This window comes from Desulfovibrio sp. ZJ369, assembly GCF_011039085.1.
Classification (GTDB): domain Bacteria; phylum Desulfobacterota; class Desulfovibrionia; order Desulfovibrionales; family Desulfovibrionaceae; genus Desulfovibrio.
In genome coordinates this window covers 18261-36416 of the sequence record NZ_JAAKEI010000001.1, presented here as the reverse complement: position 1 = coordinate 36416, position 18156 = coordinate 18261, and the positions used below count along the sequence as shown (strand labels likewise).

Annotated in this window: 14 protein-coding genes; 6 read left to right on the top strand and 8 right to left on the bottom strand. The window is 58.9% G+C overall.

The features are described from left to right. Positions 1 to 74: 74 nt before the first annotated feature. Genes hslV through G7Y51_RS00130 form a run of 7 tightly spaced genes read right to left on the bottom strand, consistent with a single transcriptional unit; the run spans position 75 to position 7694 of the window. Positions 75 to 608: an ATP-dependent protease subunit HslV gene (gene hslV / locus G7Y51_RS00160; protein ID WP_165069896.1), complete on the bottom strand. Its 534-nt coding sequence runs from the start codon at positions 606 to 608 to the stop codon at positions 75 to 77. Continuing rightward, positions 608 to 2020, bottom strand: a complete 1413-nt coding sequence (locus G7Y51_RS00155; protein ID WP_165174496.1) for a M48 family metallopeptidase — start codon at positions 2018 to 2020, stop codon at positions 608 to 610. Before G7Y51_RS00155 ends, hslV begins: the two co-directional genes overlap by 1 nt. 37 nt (positions 2021 to 2057) lie before the next feature. Continuing rightward, the gene (gene cysS, locus G7Y51_RS00150) at positions 2058 to 3509 is read right to left on the bottom strand and encodes a cysteine--tRNA ligase (protein WP_165174415.1); all 1452 of its coding nucleotides are present in this window, start codon (positions 3507 to 3509) and stop codon (positions 2058 to 2060) included. 58 nt (positions 3510 to 3567) lie between these two features. Next, positions 3568 to 4011 carry a ribose 5-phosphate isomerase B gene (gene rpiB, locus G7Y51_RS00145; RefSeq protein ID WP_165174414.1) on the bottom strand — a complete coding sequence of 148 codons (444 nt, stop codon included), beginning with the start codon at positions 4009 to 4011 and terminating at the stop codon, positions 3568 to 3570. A 48-nt stretch (positions 4012 to 4059) separates the two neighbouring features. Further along, positions 4060 to 4848, bottom strand: a complete 789-nt coding sequence (locus tag G7Y51_RS00140; protein WP_165174413.1) for a hypothetical protein — start codon at positions 4846 to 4848, stop codon at positions 4060 to 4062. Further along, positions 4845 to 6623, bottom strand: a complete 1779-nt coding sequence (locus tag G7Y51_RS00135; RefSeq protein ID WP_165174412.1) for a tetratricopeptide repeat protein — start codon at positions 6621 to 6623, stop codon at positions 4845 to 4847. The genes G7Y51_RS00140 and G7Y51_RS00135 overlap by 4 nt, the downstream gene beginning before the upstream one ends. Beyond that, positions 6624 to 7694: an RNA polymerase factor sigma-32 gene (locus G7Y51_RS00130; protein WP_241160075.1), complete on the bottom strand. Its 1071-nt coding sequence runs from the start codon at positions 7692 to 7694 to the stop codon at positions 6624 to 6626. Positions 7695 to 8071: 377 nt separating this feature from the next. Here G7Y51_RS00130 and G7Y51_RS00125 point away from each other — a divergent pair, with 377 nt between their 5' ends. The 5 genes from G7Y51_RS00125 to G7Y51_RS00105 all read left to right on the top strand — a co-directional run bounded on the left by G7Y51_RS00125 (position 8072) and on the right by G7Y51_RS00105 (position 12892). Continuing rightward, entirely contained in the window at positions 8072 to 10468 is a 2397-nt protein-coding gene (locus G7Y51_RS00125) for a homocysteine S-methyltransferase family protein (RefSeq protein WP_165174410.1), read from the top strand. A 135-nt stretch (positions 10469 to 10603) separates the two neighbouring features. Beyond that, entirely contained in the window at positions 10604 to 11065 is a 462-nt protein-coding gene (locus G7Y51_RS00120) for a TlpA disulfide reductase family protein (RefSeq protein WP_165174409.1), read from the top strand. Beyond that, positions 11065 to 11550 (top strand): N-acetyltransferase, encoded by a 486-nt coding sequence (locus G7Y51_RS00115; RefSeq protein ID WP_165174408.1) that lies wholly within the window; start codon positions 11065 to 11067, stop codon positions 11548 to 11550. The genes G7Y51_RS00120 and G7Y51_RS00115 overlap by 1 nt, the downstream gene beginning before the upstream one ends. A gap of 52 nt (positions 11551 to 11602) precedes the next feature. Continuing rightward, positions 11603 to 12145: a hypoxanthine phosphoribosyltransferase gene (hpt, locus tag G7Y51_RS00110; protein ID WP_165174407.1), complete on the top strand. Its 543-nt coding sequence runs from the start codon at positions 11603 to 11605 to the stop codon at positions 12143 to 12145. Between the two features lie 42 nt (positions 12146 to 12187). After that, entirely contained in the window at positions 12188 to 12892 is a 705-nt protein-coding gene (locus G7Y51_RS00105) for a zinc-ribbon and DUF3426 domain-containing protein (RefSeq protein WP_165174406.1), read from the top strand. A 404-nt stretch (positions 12893 to 13296) separates the two neighbouring features. On the opposite strand, the gene G7Y51_RS00100 is transcribed toward G7Y51_RS00105, so the two are convergent. Continuing rightward, on the bottom strand, positions 13297 to 14130 hold the full coding sequence (locus G7Y51_RS00100; protein ID WP_165174405.1) for an amidohydrolase family protein: 834 nt from the start codon (positions 14128 to 14130) through the stop codon (positions 13297 to 13299). A 1188-nt stretch (positions 14131 to 15318) separates the two neighbouring features. Between G7Y51_RS00100 and G7Y51_RS00095 the strand changes: the two genes are divergently transcribed. Beyond that, the gene (locus G7Y51_RS00095) at positions 15319 to 17814 is read left to right on the top strand and encodes a glycyl radical protein (protein ID WP_165174495.1); all 2496 of its coding nucleotides are present in this window, start codon (positions 15319 to 15321) and stop codon (positions 17812 to 17814) included. The last annotated feature ends 342 nt before the right edge of the window (positions 17815 to 18156 follow it).

Sequence of the window (18156 nt, the reverse complement as noted above, 5' to 3'; positions counted from 1 at the left end):
GGCAACGCAGGCGGCCGCCCCTGTTGCCCGGACGGAAGATGGTGCGCGCTGGCCTTTTCACGTCATGAGGCAAGCTATAAAAGCTCAACCGTCAGATGATCGTTGGTGTATACGCAAATTTCGGAAGCAATGCGCATGGATTCACGCACAACAGCCTCGGCGTCCAGCCCGCTGTGCCGCCGCAAGGCCCTGGCCGCGGCCAGAGCAAACGGGCCGCCGCTGCCGATGGCCGCTACGTCGTCGTCAGGCTCAATGACATCACCCGTGCCCGATACAATGAGCAGATGCTCGTTGTCGGCCAGCAGCAGCATGGCCTCAAGCTTGCGCAGGTATTTGTCCTTGCGCCATTCCTTGGTCATTTCCACGGCCGCGCGCAGCAGATTGCCGCGCACTTCTTTCAGTTTGGCCTCGAAAAGCTCAAAAAGGGTAAAGGCATCGGCCGTGGCCCCGGCAAAACCCGCGAGAATCCTGCCATCATGAAGACGACGCACCTTTTGGGCCGAATGCTTCATGATCATATTCTGGCCCAGGGTCACCTGCCCGTCGCCGGCCATGGCCACATGCCCGTCCTTTTTCACTGCCAGTATGGTTGTGGCGTGCGTTTGCATCAATTCTTGTCCCATATTTCCTTGCGTTCTTTGTACGCCGCTTCCAGCCGTTGGAAGGGCCGCTTGTCCGCAGCGTGATTTGCCAGGCCTTTGGCCTGATTAAAGTAACGTTCAGTCAATTTTCTGTTGTTGGAGTAGAGGGCGCTGTACGTCATATGCACATAGGCCTCCAGGGTCTTTCCGCTTTTTCCCAGGGAACGGGCAAAGGCCTGATGCACTTCGGCATCTTCAGGCACATAGCGCAGCACATCCGTATAATACTTGCCCGCCTGGGCCGGGTTTCCGGTTTCATCCAACATGCGGGCGTAGAAAAAAGCGGCCATGTAGTCGCGCGGATCCAGGCGCATGGCCTGGCGCAAGAGCCCGTCCGCCCGGTTCATGTCGCCCTTGCGGTAATGAAAGGCTCCGGCTTCGCGCAGCACCAGCGGATCGGCGGGGGCTGCGGCAAGAGCCCGGTCAAAAGCGGCGCTGGCTTCATTGATTCGGTTCTGGCGGGCAAGCACGATGCCCCGCCCCATCTGCGAAAGCCCGTCTTTGCCTGAAAAGCGTTGCAGGGCGGCCTGCTCATCGCCGTACCGGGCCCAGAGCAGCGTTTTGACGCGGATGAAGCGCCGGTTGTCCAGCCTGCGGTTTTGAACCTGCGCGGGCAGGGTCTTGATCCGGGCCTGCAAGCCGTTTATGCGGTCCCCTATGGCCGGGTGGGTGGAAAGATAGGTGGGCACGCTCGTGCCGCTCATCCAGCTTTTCTGGCGCAAGACCTTGAAACCGCCTGCCATGCCGCCGGGCGGATAGCCTGCCGCCGTCAGATATTGCAGGCCAATATGATCGGCCTCGTTTTCATCCACGCGGCTGTAGTTGAGCATAGCCGACTGCCCGGCCCCCAAAGCGCCCATCGCCAGCGCGCCGCCGCCGGCTCCGCCCGCCGCCACGCCGGCAATGGCCAGCAGCAGCGAGCCGACTGTCAGGTACTGGGCCCGCTCCAGGCGCGAAGCCACATGGCGCTGGGTCACATGGGCCAGCTCGTGGGCCAGCACTCCGGCCAGCTCATCCTCCCGATCCAGATTCATGATCAGGCCCGTGAAGACGAAGACATAGCCGCCCGGCACGGCAAAGGCGTTCAAGGAATTATGCAGAACCGCCGTAGCCTTGAAATCAAACGGCTGGGGAGGGAGGGCACTGACCAGGCGATCAAGCAGATACTTCACATATTGGCTCACTTCCGGGTCGTCGACCACGGACAGGCTTGAACGGACCATGATGTCGAACTTGCGGCCCATATCCTTTTCATCTTTGATCGAAACCCCGCCAAAGAAAAAGGCCTGAGCGGCAGCGGGAATGATCTGCGGCAGCAAAAAGCCGAGCAGGGCGAGCAGGGCCGCCCAGCGGCGTGTGCGTGTATGGCGGAACAGCATAGTCATCCTCTGCCCCCAAGGGGCTGAGCCGGAAACGCTATTCAAGATCCCAGGTCTGCCCTTCCGGCGTATCGCGCACAGTGACGCCCAGGGCAAGCAAGCGGTCGCGGAGAGCGTCGGAACGCGCGAAATCCTTTCTGCTGCGGGCGTCCTGGCGCTCGTGCAGCAGCGATTCCACGGCATGCAGATCAAGGTTTTTGCGTTTGCCGCGCATGGCGCGCAAATCAGCCAGAAAAGCGGCGGGCTCCCGGCCGAAAAGACCGAGCTGCGCCTCCCAGTTGCGGCTGCGTTCCAGAAATTCTTCCAGCAATCCGCGCGCGCCTTCCGACGAGCGCAGGCTTTTTTCTTCCAGCAGGCGGTTGACGATGCGCACTTGCGAAAATATCTGCCCCAGAGCTTGCGCGGTGTTCAGATCGTCGTCCAGTGAGGCCTCAAAGGCCTGCGGCAAGGCCGCCCACTCCTGAAGCAACTGTTGGGGCAGGGGCGATTTTTTCCATGTGCTCCGGGCAAGCGCTTTCTCGGCTTCCAGCATGGACGCATAGACCCGGTGCTGGGCCTTTTCCGCCTCGTCCATCCCTTCGGGGGTAAAGTCAATGGGGCTGCGATAGTGTTTTCCCAACAGGAAAAAGCGCAGGGTTTCCGGCAGATAGCTCTCCAAAATGTCGCGGATGGTTTTGAAATTGCCCAGGGATTTGGACATTTTCTCGGCATTGACCTGCACAAAACCGTTATGCACCCAGTAACGGGCCAGCTCACAACGGCAAGCAGCCTCGGACTGCGCAATTTCATTCTCATGATGGGGAAAGATCAAATCCTGGCCGCCGCCGTGGATATCCAGGGGCAGGTAAGGGGCGCTCATGGCCGAGCATTCGATGTGCCAGCCCGGCCGCCCCTGGCCCCAGGGGCTCTCCCAGGAGGGTTCGCCGGGTTTGGCCGCCTTCCAGAGCGCAAAATCCAGAGGGTCTTCCTTTTCTTCGCCCGGGGCCACGCGCGCGCCGGACAGGAGCTCGTCCAGGCCGCGCCCGGAGAGCTTGCCGTACGGCGCATAGGAACGAACCCTGAAATACACGTCGCCGGAAGGCGCGGCATAGGCTTTGCCTTCGGCAATCAATTTTGCGCAGAGCGCCTCTATCTCCGCTATATACTCCGTGGCGCGGGGTTCGGCGTCGGCGCGCAGCACATGCAGGCGATCCATGTCTTCATGAAAGGCGTCAATATACGTCTGTGCCACTTCCCGCCAGGCGCGGCCTTCCTTGTTGGCGCGATTGATGATTTTGTCATCCACGTCGGTAAAGTTGCGGACAAAAAAAACATCAAGACCACGATGGCGCAGATGGCGGACAAGGACGTCGAAGACCAGGGCCGAGCGCGCATGGCCGATGTGACAATAGTCATAGGCTGTGATGCCGCAGACATACATGTTGACCTTGCCCGGCCGAACCGGAATGAATTCTTCTTTCTGACGCCCCAGAGTATTGTAAAGCAGCATGGCAATCCTTTAAAACAAAATAAAATTGAACGTGTTTCGCCGTTGGTGAAAATCTGTTTCAGAAGCCGCGGCAGGGGATATTGAGCTGATCCAGGCGGCGCTGATGGCGGCCGTTCTCAAAGCTGCTTTCCAGAAACGCGGTCATGATTGCGAGCGCCAGCTCAACGCCGGTGACGCGCGAACCCAGGCACAGCACATTGGCGTTATTGTGGCGGCGCGCCAGGCGGGCATGCAGTTCCGTGCCGCACAGCGCCGCCCGGATGCCCGGATGCCGGTTGGCGGCAATGGACATGCCGATGCCCGTGCCGCAAATCAAAATCCCCGGGCAGGCGTCCTGCTCCACAGCATCGCAGAGCTTATGCGCGAACACCGGGTAATCGCAACTTTCTTTGGAGAAGGTGCCGTGATCAATGACTTCATGCCCCAGATCCTTTACTGCCCGGGCCAAAACTTCTTTCAGCTCAAATCCGGCGTGATCCGATGCAAAGTGAACGCGTTGCATAAAAACTCCCGCTGTTGCAACGTCTGCCAGCCCTCAGGGAGCGGCAGGCTACTGGTTTTTATACTGAGCCAAGGGCAGCAGGGGCGCGCTTTCAGGCAAGGCAAGGCTCATCTGTTCCGCAGTAAAGGCAGTGGCCGGTTTTTCCCTTTCCTTGACCAGCAAAATCGCGCGCTTGCCGTTACTGTGGATCAGGGTCAGGCGACGCGGCAGGGGGGGATGGACGCCGTCGTCATACGCGATTTCCATGCTCCAGCCTCTGCCCCCGTCGGACGATTCACGCCAGAAGACCGGCAAGCCCTGACTGTTGAGGTCCAGGCTCCCCCCCGGCGTGCCGGGAAGCTCGTAACGCGCCAGGCCGTCTTTCAGACTGGAAGCCGCGGCAAAATTCTCACCGAATACGGCGGCATAGCGGCCATTGAGCAGATCCGCCAGATGCCCGAGATCAAAGGGCACCGGCACGCCGACCTGCAAAAGCGGCTGCGACGCTCCCTGATAGAAATAGCCTTTGTTTTCTCTTGGGCTGTAGACCAGGAAGTGCTGGCCGTCTTCAAGGATCTTGGCCACCACCGCGCCCACGCCTGCCATGACATCCAGGCGCAGTTGCCGTTCGCTGTTTCCCCAGAACAGCGCCGTGACGCGGCGGGTATCGCCTTTGGCCCCGAAACGCATGCTCAGTTGCAAGCGGTAGGGGCTGGCGGGAACCGCCGCGCTGAGCGCGGTGAATTTCAGCCACCGGCTATCCAATTGCGTCTGCGTTTCAGGGCCGCGCTCGACAGGCGGCTGTTTGGCGCAGGCGCAGAGCAGAACAGCCACGCAGAACAGCAGGATCTTTTTCATAGTTTTGAGAGACGCTGCCGCAGGGCCTCGGCATTGTCGGGTTTGCGTTCCAGAGCATTGTTGTAAGCCTTGCGGGCTTCGTCCTTGAGGCCCATGCGCGAAGCAATGTCGCCGTAATGCTCCCAGATGGAGGGATCCACATCCTCTCCCAGAGTCACGGCCCGGCGAATTTCCTTCAGCGCCTCGTCAAGACGCCCGGATTTGAAGAGAGCCCAGGCCAGGGAGTCCACGATATAGGATTGATTTGGCGAAAGCTCGTCAGCCCGGATGAGGAGTTTCACGGCACGTTCCAGGTCGCGGTTTTCTTCGGCCAGGGTGTAGCCCACATAATTGAGGGCCTGGAAATTGTCCGGCTGACGTTCCAGAATCTTTTCCATGACCGCGAAAGCGGCCTTTTTGTCGCCGTTTTCATCCAGCAGGGAACCCAGCAAAAAACTCAGGTCAGTATTGTCGGGCCATTTTTTCACTGCGTTTCGAGCGCTTTCGAGCGCTGTCGTCATTTGCTTCTGCCGCGCCTGCAAACGAATTTCAAATTCCCAGAAGTCGGGAACTTCGGCATAGTCCCGCTGGCCCTGCCGCACGACTGCGAGCGCGGCCTCATTCTGCCCGGCTTCGGCCAGCAGTTGCGCGCGCAACAGCTCGGCCCTGGCGGCATGTTTGCTTTTGGGGGGCATTTTATCCAGCCAGGCAATGGCCATGGGGAGATCGCGGCGTTGCTCGTAGGTCAGGTCAGCCAGCAAGAGATAGACCTGACTGGGCGCGCCGCCTTCCGCCTCGATTTGCTTGAGCAGACTTTCGGCTTGAAGATAATGGCGCGACTCCATGAACATGCTGGCCACTGTGAGCTTGAAGGGCAGGGTGTCAGGCGCCCGACGCATATATTGCAGGGCCTTTTCCGGCTGTTTCAGGCGCAGGGAAATGCTGATCAGCCTGAGAGCCACATCCTGGGAGGAAAAGTTGAGCTTGAGCAGTCGTTCATAGACGGCCCGGGCCTGGCGCAGATCCGAGCGCTGCTCATAAAGAAAAGCCAGTTCGGCCATTGCTTCCACGAAATCGGGAAGATCCTTGATGGCCTTCTGAAGATAGGGGATGGCCTCGCCGGGACGTTGCATGCCGATCAGCGCCCTGGCGTGATAATAGTCCACCAGAGGCGAACGTTGCCTGGCCGGTATGGTGTCGAGCAGTTTTTCGGCCTCCTGGAACTGCTTGCTTTTGACCAGCAGCAGAGCCAGCTCCAGACGGGCGTCCAGCGATTCGGGATGGGCCTGCAGATAGCCTCGCATGAGCGCGACGCCCTTTTCGGGCATGCCGTGTTCCATGAGGGCTTCGGCATGGAGCAGGTTGAGCGACAGATCCTGCGGCCAGACCGCCAGGGCCTGTTCCAGAAGATCCAGAACCTTGGGCGATTTGCGGCTCATCAGCCAGACGCCGCCCTCAAGCCAGATCCTGGCTGGAACGCGCGCCTTTTTGAGTTGTGCCGCCGCCAGGATCAGCGCGTCTTCATCCTCGTCGGTCAGCGCCTGGATATAGATCAGATAGGCAAAGGTGCACTGGGCATCGGGCGAGAGCGCGGATTCCACCGGGCGCACGGCCACGTCCTGCAGGGGAGAGGGCTGCGGATTCCGGGGCACCGCCTCCAGGGGCGCATCCGGGCTCCCGGCATCCTGCCTTGCGCCGGGTTTGCCGCCGGCACAGCCGCCGCAACCGAGAAGAGAGAAGGACGCGATTGCAATGAACGCCAGAGCGCAAAGCAACGCTATAGTATTTTGTTTCATTTACGATTGTATCCATGCATCTGAAAAGTCCTTGATGTCCAACGACAGATGCTGGCGGATTTTTTCCAGCAGCCGGGCCTCCAACTGGCGGACGCGCTCCCGCGTGACGTTATACCGTTCGCCTATCTCGCGCAAGGTGACCGGCTCGTCAGTGAGCAGGCGGTTTTGCAGGATATAGATTTCTTTCTCATTCAGTTTGGGCATGATGCTTTTCAAGCGTGAGCGCAGCAGAGTGGCGATTTCGTCTGTGGCCAGCGTGTCTTCAATGCCCGGCCCCAGAGCGGGCAGAAAGTCCATGCGGCTGGCTCCGCCCGGATCCTCCCCTACCTGCATGTTCAGCGAAAGATCCGTGGACGCCAGACGCTGATCCATCTCATTGATTTGTTCCTCCGTGACGCCCAGACGCTCCGAAAGCATGGCCGCGTCAGGATCATAGCCCTGGGCAATGAGTTTCTGGCGTTCGCGGTTCAGATTGTAGAACAGTTTGCGCTGGACCTGGGTGGTGCCTATCTTGACCATCCGCCAGTTGTCCATGATGAACTTGAGTATATACGCCTTGATCCAGAAGGACGCATAGTAGGAAAACTTGATCCCCTTGTCCGGATCGAATTTGTTGACGGCGCGCATCAGGCCCACATTGCCCTCCTGCACAAGATCCAGCACATTCTGCATCCAGCGGCGCTGAAAATCCATGGCAATGCGCACCACCAGGCGAAGATGCGAGGAAACCAGACGGAAAGCCGCATCGGGATCATTGTGATCGCGCACGCGCAAAGCCAGTTCATGCTCTTCGTCAGGCTTGAGCATGGGGAACCGGCTCACCTCCCGCAGATAAAGATACAGGCTGTCCCGGCTCCCGGCAGGGGAGGGAAGACGCGGAGCCGCAGGCGCGGGCAGGGCGTCGCCGTTCCCGTCTTCAGAAGCCAAAGCAGGCTCCGCAAGCACGGCATCCTTTTCCTCGTCCAGATCAAGAACCGCCGTGGCAGTCAGGGCGTCATCGTCCAAAAGATCCAGCGACTCAAGGGCGTGATCTTCTTCCTCTTTTTCGGCCTCCTGCGGGACGTTCAGCACTTCGATTTCAGGTTTTCTTTTTCGCAGAGCCGTTTTCTTTTTTTCGCCATTAGACGGCGCAGAAGCCGCTATCTTGCTATTTTTTTTCATTTTATTAATACTCAAACACTGCCGCTCGGAACGTGCGGCAATATGTCATGCTATAGTTTTGGTTTGTCCTTTTCAATATTTTTCAGTAGTAAAAATCCAGCCGCGGCCGGGCTGCCGTTTTCAGGGGCGTATCCGCGCCCAAAGGGCTGTGAGCCGGCGGCTGTTGTCCCCGTATCCCCACTATACAGGTATCGGACCCAAGAGCAAAGGGCGCGGGCAGGGCGTGAGGCGACGCGGTCCGCGCCGATGGACCACCCAACAACAATACAGCGAAGGAGACGGCTCGGATGACCTTCAGACAGGCACTCGGCCTTGAGCGGCCGCTTCTTCTGGACGGAGCAATGGGCACCATGCTGCAAGCCTCCGGGCTGCCGGTGGGCATGAGCCCGGAACAATACTGCATGGAATGCCCGGACGTGTTGCGGGGCATCCATAAAGCCTATGTGGATGCCGGGGCGGATATCCTCACTTCCTGCACTTTTGGCGGCAATGCCTTCAAGCTGCCGAAAAATATGGATGTCCACGCATTCAACAAGCGCATGGCCCAAGTGGCCCGCGCGGCTGCCGAGGATGCCGGGCGTCCGGTCTTTGTGGCCGGCAACGTGGGGCCCAGCGGCCAGTTTGCCAAGCCGTTGGGATCGGTTGAGCCGCGAGACCTGATAGCCGCTTTTGCCGCCCAGATCCGCGGCCTGGCGGCCGGGGGCGCGGATCTGATCTTCATTGAAACCCAGTTTGATCTGGCCGAGGCCCGCGCCGCGGTGGCGGCCGCCCGCCAGGAGTGCGACCTGCCGATCATGGTCTCCATGACCTTTGAACAGGGCGTGAGCCTGACAGGCTCCTCGCCGGCTGTTTTTGCCGAAACCATGCAAAATCTCGGCGTGGACGTGGTGGGCACCAATTGCAGCCTCGGGCCGGAGCAAATGTTGCCGGTCGTTGAGGGGTTGCTTGACGTCTGCGCCTGCCCGGTCATGGCCGAACCCAATGCGGGGCTGCCGGAATTGCGCGGCAGCGCCACGGTTTTTCCCCTGGGACCAGAGGAATTTGCGCGGAAAACAGCGGCCTTTGCCGCCCTGGGCGCTCGCATTCTGGGCGGTTGCTGCGGCACGACGCCGCAGCATCTGGCGGCGCTCTGCCGGGTGTTGCGCGGCTCGGCTTTCACGGCCGCAAAACCCGTTCACCGTGAGGGCATCTGCCTGACCAGCCGCGCGGAACTGGTGCGCATCGGCCCTGAAGAGCCCCTGGTCATCATCGGGGAGCGCATTAATCCCACCGGCAAAAAAACGCTGACCCGCGAATTGCAGGAGGGCCGTTTCGACGAGGCTCTGCAACTGGCTGACCGGCAGGTGGAGGCCGGCGCCGCAGTGCTGGACGTGAATGTGGGCGCTTCGCTGGTGGATGAGGCCCTGTTGCTGCCCGAGCTGGTGCAGCGCCTGGCGGCGCGGCTGACAACGCCGCTCTCCCTGGATTCTTCCAATGCCGAGGCCATTGCGCGGGCGCTGCCGTATTGTCCGGGCTCGTTTCTGGTCAATTCCGTGAGCGGCGAGGCGGAGCGCATGGCGCAACTCGGCCCGCTCTGCCGGGATTTCGGCGCGCCCTTTATTCTGCTGCCGCTGCAGGGCGCCAGGCTGCCGGTAAAGGCCGCGGAGCGCATCCGCATTGTGGAAAACCTGCTGCTTCAGGCCGAAAACCTGGGCATTCCGCGGCGTCTGATGATGGTCGACATTCTGGCTCTGGCGGTCTCCTCCAAGGCGGAAGGCGGCCGGCAATGTCTGGAAATGGCCCGCTGGTGCCGGAGCCAGGGCCTGCCCACCACCTTGGGGCTGTCCAATATTTCTTTTGGACTGCCTGCCCGCGAACTGCTCAACGCCACGTTTTTGTCCGCGGCCGTGGGCGCGGGCCTGACCTCCTGCATAGCCAATCCCGCTGCCGTGCGCTTGCGCGAGGCCAGGGATGCGCTCAATGTGCTCTGCGATCATGATCCGCACGCGGAATCCTTTATCGCCTCGTATGCGGAATGGAAGCCCGCGGGCGGCAGCGTCGGCGTACAGGGCGGCAAGGCCGGGGCCGCCGCCACGCTCGGCGAAGCCGTGCTCACAGGGGACAAGGAAAATGTGCTGGGCCTGTTGCAGGCGGAACTGGACGCCGGGGCCGAGCCCTTCGGCCTGGTGCAGGACACGCTGATCCCGGCCATTACCGAGGTAGGCGCGCGCTATGAGCGGCGCGAATACTTTCTGCCCCAGTTGATCCGCGCCGCCGAGACCATGCAGACGGCTTTCGCCGCGCTCAAGCCGCTCCTGGAGGCCGGACGGGGGCCGGAAAAGCGCCCGGTGGTGGTCATGGCAACGGTTGAAGGCGATATTCATGACATCGGCAAAAATATTGTGGCCCTTTTGCTCGGCAATCACGGCTTTGACGTGGTTGACGCGGGCAAAGACGTGCCTGCCCAAGCCATTGTGGCTTGCGCCCTGAAGCATAACGCGCGTATCATTGGCCTGTCGGCGCTGATGACCACAACCATGATCCGCATGGAAGACACTATCCGGATTATCAGGGAGCAAAAGCTGCCCATTAAAGTCATGGTCGGCGGCGCGGCCGTGACCCAGGCTTTTGCGGATGTCATAGGCGCGGATGCCTATTGCGCGGATGCCGTGGGCGCGGTGCGCGCCGCGAAAAATTTCTTGTAAACGGCGTGGGGCTGCGCGCCGGGGGCTCTCTACTGCTGTCGGGAACGGCTCCGCGGCGGGCCTGCTGTTTGTTTTCGCGATAACAATGTTTATTTCAGACCTGCCCTTTCCCTTAACTTTTCTTCGGATCGTGCCATGAAAAAAATACTTTTGCCCTTGCTGGTGTGCCTGCTTCTGCCCTGCGCCGCCCTGGCCGGGTCTTTGCCTCGTCTGAATCTGGCCGGGCTGACCGAGCTTTTGGCCAGCAACAGGGGCAAAGTGGTGCTGCTCAATTTCTTTGCCACCTGGTGCCCTCCCTGCCGCGTGGAAATCCCGGAGTTGATCAGGACCAGCAAGGAATACGCCGACAAGGGCGTGCTGATCATCAGCCTGGCAGTGGATGAAGATGCAGGGCCCGTGGCGCCTTTTGTCAAAAAAATGGGTATGGAGTATCCCGTGTATCTGGCCGATCGCGATATAACGCTGGCCTACCGGGTAAGCAGCATTCCGCATAACGCTTTTTACAGCAAAGACGGCCAGTTGGTTCTTTCCGAGCCGGGCATGGCTGACGAAAGCATGTTGAAGATGGTCATCGACAAACTCTTGAGCCAGAAATAATGACCGTGGAGTATGTGATCCGCAAGGCGCATCTGGACGACGTCAAAGCCATGCACGGCCTTTTGCTGCACTGTGCGCAAAAGGGATTGCTGCTGCCGCGCGCCTTGATTTATCTTTACGGCCATATCCGCAACTTTTTTGTGGCCGAGATGCCGGGCGGCGAGCTGGCGGGCTGCTGCGCCCTTGCGCCGGTCTGGGAAGACCTGGGCGAAATCTGCTCCCTTGTGGTGCGCGATGATATGCGCCGCCGGGGGATTGGCCGCAGTCTCGTTCAGGCCTGTCTCGGCGAGTGCCGGGAGCTGCATCTGCAAAAAATTTTTGCCCTGACCTATCAGGAAGGCTTTTTTACCCGTTCAGGTTTTGAGGTGGTCGAGAAAAGCATTCTGCCGCAAAAAATCTGGGCCGACTGCGTGCATTGCCCCAAATATCCGGACTGCGACGAAACCGCCGTTTTCCTGCATCTGGGAGAGGCCCGCACAGCATGAGCGCGGCATGTGGTCCATCCGATCCGCTGCATCTTGAAAAGCCGAGGGGAACATGTCTGACGCCATCACGGTCAAGGAACTCAAGCCGGTATTCAGCGCGGAGCAGATTGCAAGCCGCGTGCGCGCGCTGGCCAGGGAAATCAACGGGCTTTACGGCCGGGAACCCCTGGTCGCGGTCTGCGTGCTGAAAGGCGGTTTTCTTTTCTTCAGCGACCTGGTACGGTTTTTGCGTAATGATAATCTGGAGTTGGATTTCATCCGGCTCTCCAGTTACGGCAAAAACGCATCCGGTTCGGGACATGTGATTTTCAGCAAGGATGTGGAAGTCGACATCCGCGACAAGCATGTCCTCATTGTGGAAGATGTGGTGGACAGCGGGCACAGCATGCGTTTTCTTCTGGATCAGTTTGCCGCCCGCAAGCCGCGCAGCCTGCGGCTGGCCGCTCTGGTGGACAAGCATGAGCGTCGGGAGGCCGAGGTAAAAGTGGATTTTGCGGGGTTCAAGCTGAGCAGGGGCTTTATCGTGGGGTACGGCATGGACTACGCTGAGCGCTATCGCGGCTTGCCAGGGATCTGCGAAATTATACCGGAATAGCCATTCCGGCCTGAGGCCGGTTGTTGTTTGTGGAGTTGCGGCATGGAAGTAAAATGTCCTCAGTGTTCAAGCAGGTTCAACCTGCCCGACGGTCTTGCAAAAGCGGGCGCCAAACTGCGTTGCTCTGTCTGCAAGACTGTCTTTCCTTTTCAGCCGGAACCCCGCGTATCCGGCGACGAACTTCCGGGAAGCGACGAAATGCCGCCCGCCCGGAAAAAACAGCGTTCCGGCCGTCCCAGACTCTGGCTCGCGGCCCTGTTGCTGCTCTGCATCGGCGGCGGCGCGTACTGGTATTTTGCCGCCAGGGAAGCGGCCAGCCCGCTTACCGAGCAGGAGCTTGCCAAGAAGGTGGAATTGCTCACCATGCGCAACGTGCGCCAGTATTATGTGGACAATGAGAAGGTGGGCAAGGTCTTTGTGATTGAAGGGCAGGTGGTCAACGAGTTCCCGCAGCCCAAGGAGCTGATTGCCGTGGAGGCCGCCATCTATGACAAGGACAAAAAACCTCTGGCCGTCAAAAAGCAATTGGCCGGCACCCAGCTTTCGCTTTTTCAGTTGCAGGTGCTGAGTGAGAAGGAGATGGAATCCTTCCTGAATAACAAGGTGGAAATTCTTTCCAACAATACCAATGTGCCGCACGGCGGCGAAGTGCCCTTTATGGTGCTCTTTTATGCGCCGCCTGAGGGTGTGGCTGAATTCGGCGTGAAAATTGCGGATGTGCAAGACATACCGTCTCCAAAAGAATAGTTTTTACTCCTGCCTTGAAAAGCGCGCCCCCAGCGCGGCAGCATGCTCGCACCGGGGGCGCTTTGGGCGTCTGGTTGGGCTTTTCCCGGCGCAGCGTCTGCTTGGCAGGCGTTGCGCTTCTTGATCATGCCGCACCGACCTGCCGGACTGCCGGGATTCAGTTTCAGGCTGCGCTCGCTCACGCGGCCACGCGGGAGCTGTCGGGCCCTGGCTGCGTGTCGCCAGGGGCTGGCTCTGCATTGGTTCTTGCTTTAGAGCGTTTTGCTAATGGAAATAGCTACACGCTCTGGCGACAGCCCCTGGAACAATTTCAAGTGAAATTGCTCTGGAAGGCTCTCCACGCGCTGACTGCGGCTTCTCTTTTCAGGCAGGGCTGACGCATCTTCTGCGTCAGCCCTGTCCTTTCAGGCCAGGCGCAAGACGCGCCGCGCGTTTTCGTACATGATTTTATTGCGGACATCCGGGCCGAGTTCAAAATCCGCATAGGCCTCAAGCGCGTCAGCCAGCTCAATGAAAGGATGCGCGCTGGCAAAAAGCACCTTGTCGCCGATGCTGCTGTTCATGGCCCGCACATAGACGTCGATCATGGGCGCGCGTTCATATTCGGAGATGTCCATGTACACGTTGGCATTGCGCAGGCAGGTATAGATGGCTTCATTGACGAAGGGATAGCCGCCGTGGCTCATAATCAGGGTCAGCTCCGGAAAGTCGCGCGCCACCTTGTCCACATCCTGCGGATGGGCATATTCCAGGATTGCGCCCGGGACTTGCGGCGGCGGAGCCATCGTAATGAACACAGGCACGTCCAGTTCGCAGCACTTGGCGTAGAGCGGATAAAACCGCGCCTCGGAAGCCGGGATATGCGCCAGATAGGGATCAACGGCCATGCCTTTCATGCCGTACTCTGTGACAGCACGCTCAATTTCACGCACCGCCGCCATTTTTTTGTGCGGATCAATGCCCCAGAACCCCACAAATTTTTCGGGATAGGCCCGGCAGAATTCCAGCACAGAGGCGTTGTTGGCCGGAGAGGCATAGGTCGTCTCGCAGTCCCGGCCGGTGATCACGGCCAGTTCCACGCCGAGGCGATCCAGATCTGCCACAATCTCCGGCAGGGTTTGCGCTTTGCGTTGCTCAAAGCCGATAGCCTTGCAGGCTGCCTTGAACATGGCGCTGTTTTTAATGCCGTTGACAATCTCCGGCGTGTTGGGTCGGAAACGGAAATCAATGATCTTCATGCGACATTCTCCTGGCTGGCCTTGAGTATTCCGCCCGCTTCGGCAGGCCGGTTCCGAAACTTGCATAGTATGCAGGGCAGACACATCTAAATAGTAAACGCAATAATTTTGCTATGTTACCATAAACGCTGGGAGAGCCGCTTCGGCGGCGGGGCCGTACTGCGCTCCCACGAAGCCTGCGGTGTCGGGCGATGCTGGCGCATCGCCGCCAGGGCTGCCGCATCGTATGCGGCAGCCCTGGCACAGTATGTTTTTTCGCTCGGCTGACCCTAGGCAATTTTTGATTGAAAATATTCATTTTCAATCACTTCGCTGCCATCATTTCGCGTCCAGAACGCGGTCTGGACGCTCATTCGGCGCGGGCGTCCGCTCCCGCGGCCGCCAGAGCGTTTAGCTAATTTCATTAGCAAAACGCTCTCGGCAAGGTTCGCCGTATTTTCCGGTCGAGCGCTTTACAGGCAGACTCTTTGCGTAAAAGTTGCTTCTCCTTGCCGCGCACTGTGCCTTGCTCGACATCGCAGCATTGCACTATTCGTGTGATATTTTTCTTTTTTCAAGATGCATGCCATGCCGCCAGGAAAAATCTCGTAGGCTATGGTAAAAATACTTGTATTATTTCAATGTATTATTAGGAATATGAAGTGCGGCACACGCGAAGACAGGAAACGCTAGTCGCAAAATTGCACCAACTGGGAATAATTCTTTTTGTGCTTGGCGGGAATGCTTGTGAAAAAAGAAACCAGGTGCGCCGGGCGGATGAAGGCAGCCTGCATCATCCCAGGAGGCTGCGCCTGGAGGGTTTTTGCCTGGTGGTCGCAATTTTGCGCCTGTTTTTGCGCTGAAGCCTGCGAAACACGTCGTCGAAGATGCAAATTTGCGACTATGCGCCGCATAACCTACAAAGGACACATGGGAGCGCCGTCAGCAGGATATTTTTCACCGGGGCAGATTACCTTTGAAACGCAGTGCCTCTCAATGTTCCGTTCTGCCGAAAAACGCAATTTTCGGTAGAATCTACGCCGTGTTGCGGCGCGCCGCAGCGTGTGCGGCGTGAGAGCATTGTCACGTTACCACGCTTTAAAATCACAGGCAGGCACGTTCTGGCATGGCCCATGCACAGGGCAGGCAAGTGAGGAAATGCCGCAAGGCAAGATGGATAAACTTTTCCAGCGCGAGGAGTCCAAGCCCATGACCATGACAACGTGCGAATGTCGGTCCCCCCAGGAACAGCGCCTGTATGACAGAATTGAAGGCAAGGAAGACAGGTTTCGGAAAACGCATGCGCGCGTTTTTCGCCTGCTGGAACGCTTTGACGGCCAGAAGCCGCGCATTGATATTGAGCGGGCCCTGTACTTCACCCAATCCATGAAAGAAACCCAGGGGCAGCCCCTGGTGTTGCGCTGGGCGAAGGCCTTGATGCACATCGCAAAAAACATCACCGTGTATGTGCAGGAAGACCAGCTTTTGCTGGGGCGCGCGGGTTGCGACGGCCGTTATGGCATTTTGTATCCTGAGCTCGACGGTGATTTTCTGGATATCGCGGTGCGGGATCTGCCCACCCGCCAGACCTCGCCGGCCACCATCACGCCGGAAGACGCCAAACGCGTCATTGAGGAAATAGCTCCGTACTGGAAAGGCAAGACCTATCACGAAGCGCTCAACGCGGCCCTGCCGCCGGAAGTGCACAAGCTGACCTATGACGATCCCCAGGGGCTTGTTTCCCGCTTCATCGTTAACGAGACTTCATCCTTTCGCTCTTCCATCCAGTGGGTGCATGATTACGCCAAGATCCTCAAACGCGGTTTTAACGGCATAAAAAAAGAGGCTCAGGAAAAGCTGGCCGCTCTTGATCCCCTGAGCGCCAAAGACACTTGCGAGAAAAAGCCCTTCCTGGAAGCCGTGGTGATCGTCTGCGAAGCCATTGTGCTCTGGGCCAAGCGTCACGCTGTCCTGGCCCGCGAGATGGCCGCCACGGAAAAGAACCCGCAACGCAAGGCTGAATTGCTGCGCATGGCCGAGAATGCCGAACGCGTGCCCGGCGAACCGGCCAGGGATTTTTACGAAGCCTGCCAGAGCCAGTGGTTCACCCAGATGTTCTCCCGCCTGGAGCAGAAGACCGGCACCACCATCTCCAACGGCCGCATGGACCAGTATTTCTATCCTTACTATCAACAGGATCGCGCCGCAGGCAAAATCACGGACCAGCAGGCCATTGAGCTTCTGGAATGCATGTGGGTCGGCATGGCCGAATTCATCGACATGTACATTTCCCCCACCGGCGGGGCCTTCAATGAGGGCTACGCCCATTGGGAAGCCGTGACCGTGGGCGGCCAGACCCCGGACGGGCGCGACGCGTCCAATGAGCTGACCTATCTGATTCTCAAGTCCAAGCGCGAATTCCCCCTGCACTATCCGGATCTGGCCGCGCGCATCCATGCCCGCGCGCCCGAGCGTTATCTGTGGGATGTGGCCGAGACCATCAAGGACGGCTCCGGTTTCCCCAAACTGATCAACGATGAGGAAGTGATACCGCTCTATGTCTCCAAGGGCGCCACGTTCGAGGAAGCCCTGGACTATGCGGTGTCCGGCTGCACCGAGGCGCGCATGCCCAATCGCGACACCTATACATCGGGCGGCGCCTACATCAACTTTGCGGCGGCTGTGGAAATGGTCTTGCGCAACGGCCGCATGAAAAAGTATGGCGACCGCGTGCTGGGCGTGGAAACCGGCGACCCTTGCACCTTCAAAACCTGGGAAGAGTTCTGGAACGCCTATGTGCAGCAGCATGTGCTGTTTTTGAAAACAGCCTTCACCCAGCAGTACATCATCAACAAGCTGCGCGCCAAGCATTTTGCTCAGCCCATGGGCTCGGCCATGCATGATCTCTGCATGAAGCACTGCATGGATCTGCATCAGGAGCAGATCCCCGAGGGCATCAACCTGGGCTACTTTGAATATATGGGCCTGGGCACGGTGGTGGATTCACTGGCCGCGGTCAAAAAACTGGTATTTGAAGAAAAGAAACTGAGCATGGCGCAGTTGATCGAGGCCCTTGACGCCAACTTTGAAGGGTATGAGGATGTACGCGCTCTGTTGCGCTCGGCGCCGTGCTACGGCAACAACGACGAGTATGCCGACGCCATCGGCCGCGAAATTGACAAAATCTCCGTGGAATACGGCGGCAAATACGCCATGAAGGATCTGGGCATGCACAATGACGTGCGCTATGTGCCCTTTACCTCGCATGTGCCTTTCGGCAAGGTGGTTTCCGCCACGCCCAACGGCCGCGCCGAGTGGTTTTCGCTTTCCGATGGCTCTTCCGCCTCGCACGGCGCGGACGTCAACGGCCCCACGGCTGTGCTGCTCTCCAACTACAATACCAAGAATATGGGCATGCGCGACCGTGCGGCGCGCATGTTGAACATCAAGTTTACGCCCAAATGCCTGGAAGGGGAGCAGGGCACGGAAAAGCTGGTTTCCTTTATCCGTACGTTCTGCGATCTCAAGCTCTGGCATGTGCAGTTCAACGTGATCAACCGTGAAACCTTGCTCGCAGCTCAGAAAGATCCGCAGAAATACCGCAACCTGATTGTGCGTATTGCCGGGTACAGCGCCTATTTTGTGGATCTTTCGCCGGATCTGCAAAATGACCTGATCGCTCGTACCGAGCATGGATCTCTCTAGAGGCTGTCTCTGCATTGGTTCTTTTGCCTGCGTAGCGCTGCCCCTTGGCTTCATCCCTGACGGCTTCGCCGTCAGGGATGAAGCCAGCACAGCTATCCTTGGAGCATATTGCTTTTAGAGCATTTTCTCTTTGAAAATGCTCTGCTGACGCGAAAGCGGCCACCTTTGACTTTCATAAAAAGTCAAAGGTAATCTGCTCTAGCTGATTTCATTGGCAAAATGCTCTCAAACGGCTGAAGGGGTTCTGCGGGTCGCCACCCGGTCGCGAGCGGCGCGGATTCCGATTACAATGCGATAATTCCAGTCGGAAAAGGTTCTGGAGGTTCCCGGGCGCGGGAGGGG

Excerpts from the sequence above, each read along its gene's own strand:
- hslV (WP_165069896.1), bottom strand. The coding sequence starts at position 608 with ATGCAAACGCACGCCACAACCATACTGGCAGTGAAAAAGGACGGGCAT.
- G7Y51_RS00155 (WP_165174496.1), bottom strand. The coding sequence starts at position 2,020 with ATGCTGTTCCGCCATACACGCACACGCCGCTGGGCGGCCCTGCTCGCC.
- cysS (WP_165174415.1), bottom strand. The coding sequence starts at position 3,509 with ATGCTGCTTTACAATACTCTGGGGCGTCAGAAAGAAGAATTCATTCCG.
- rpiB (WP_165174414.1), bottom strand. The coding sequence starts at position 4,011 with ATGCAACGCGTTCACTTTGCATCGGATCACGCCGGATTTGAGCTGAAA.
- G7Y51_RS00140 (WP_165174413.1), bottom strand. The coding sequence starts at position 4,848 with ATGAAAAAGATCCTGCTGTTCTGCGTGGCTGTTCTGCTCTGCGCCTGC.
- G7Y51_RS00135 (WP_165174412.1), bottom strand. The coding sequence starts at position 6,623 with ATGAAACAAAATACTATAGCGTTGCTTTGCGCTCTGGCGTTCATTGCA.
- G7Y51_RS00125 (WP_165174410.1), top strand. The coding sequence starts at position 8,072 with ATGACCTTCAGACAGGCACTCGGCCTTGAGCGGCCGCTTCTTCTGGAC.
- G7Y51_RS00120 (WP_165174409.1), top strand. The coding sequence starts at position 10,604 with ATGAAAAAAATACTTTTGCCCTTGCTGGTGTGCCTGCTTCTGCCCTGC.
- G7Y51_RS00115 (WP_165174408.1), top strand. The coding sequence starts at position 11,065 with ATGACCGTGGAGTATGTGATCCGCAAGGCGCATCTGGACGACGTCAAA.
- hpt (WP_165174407.1), top strand. The coding sequence starts at position 11,603 with ATGTCTGACGCCATCACGGTCAAGGAACTCAAGCCGGTATTCAGCGCG.
- G7Y51_RS00105 (WP_165174406.1), top strand. The coding sequence starts at position 12,188 with ATGGAAGTAAAATGTCCTCAGTGTTCAAGCAGGTTCAACCTGCCCGAC.
- G7Y51_RS00100 (WP_165174405.1), bottom strand. The coding sequence starts at position 14,130 with ATGAAGATCATTGATTTCCGTTTCCGACCCAACACGCCGGAGATTGTC.
- G7Y51_RS00095 (WP_165174495.1), top strand. The coding sequence starts at position 15,319 with ATGACCATGACAACGTGCGAATGTCGGTCCCCCCAGGAACAGCGCCTG.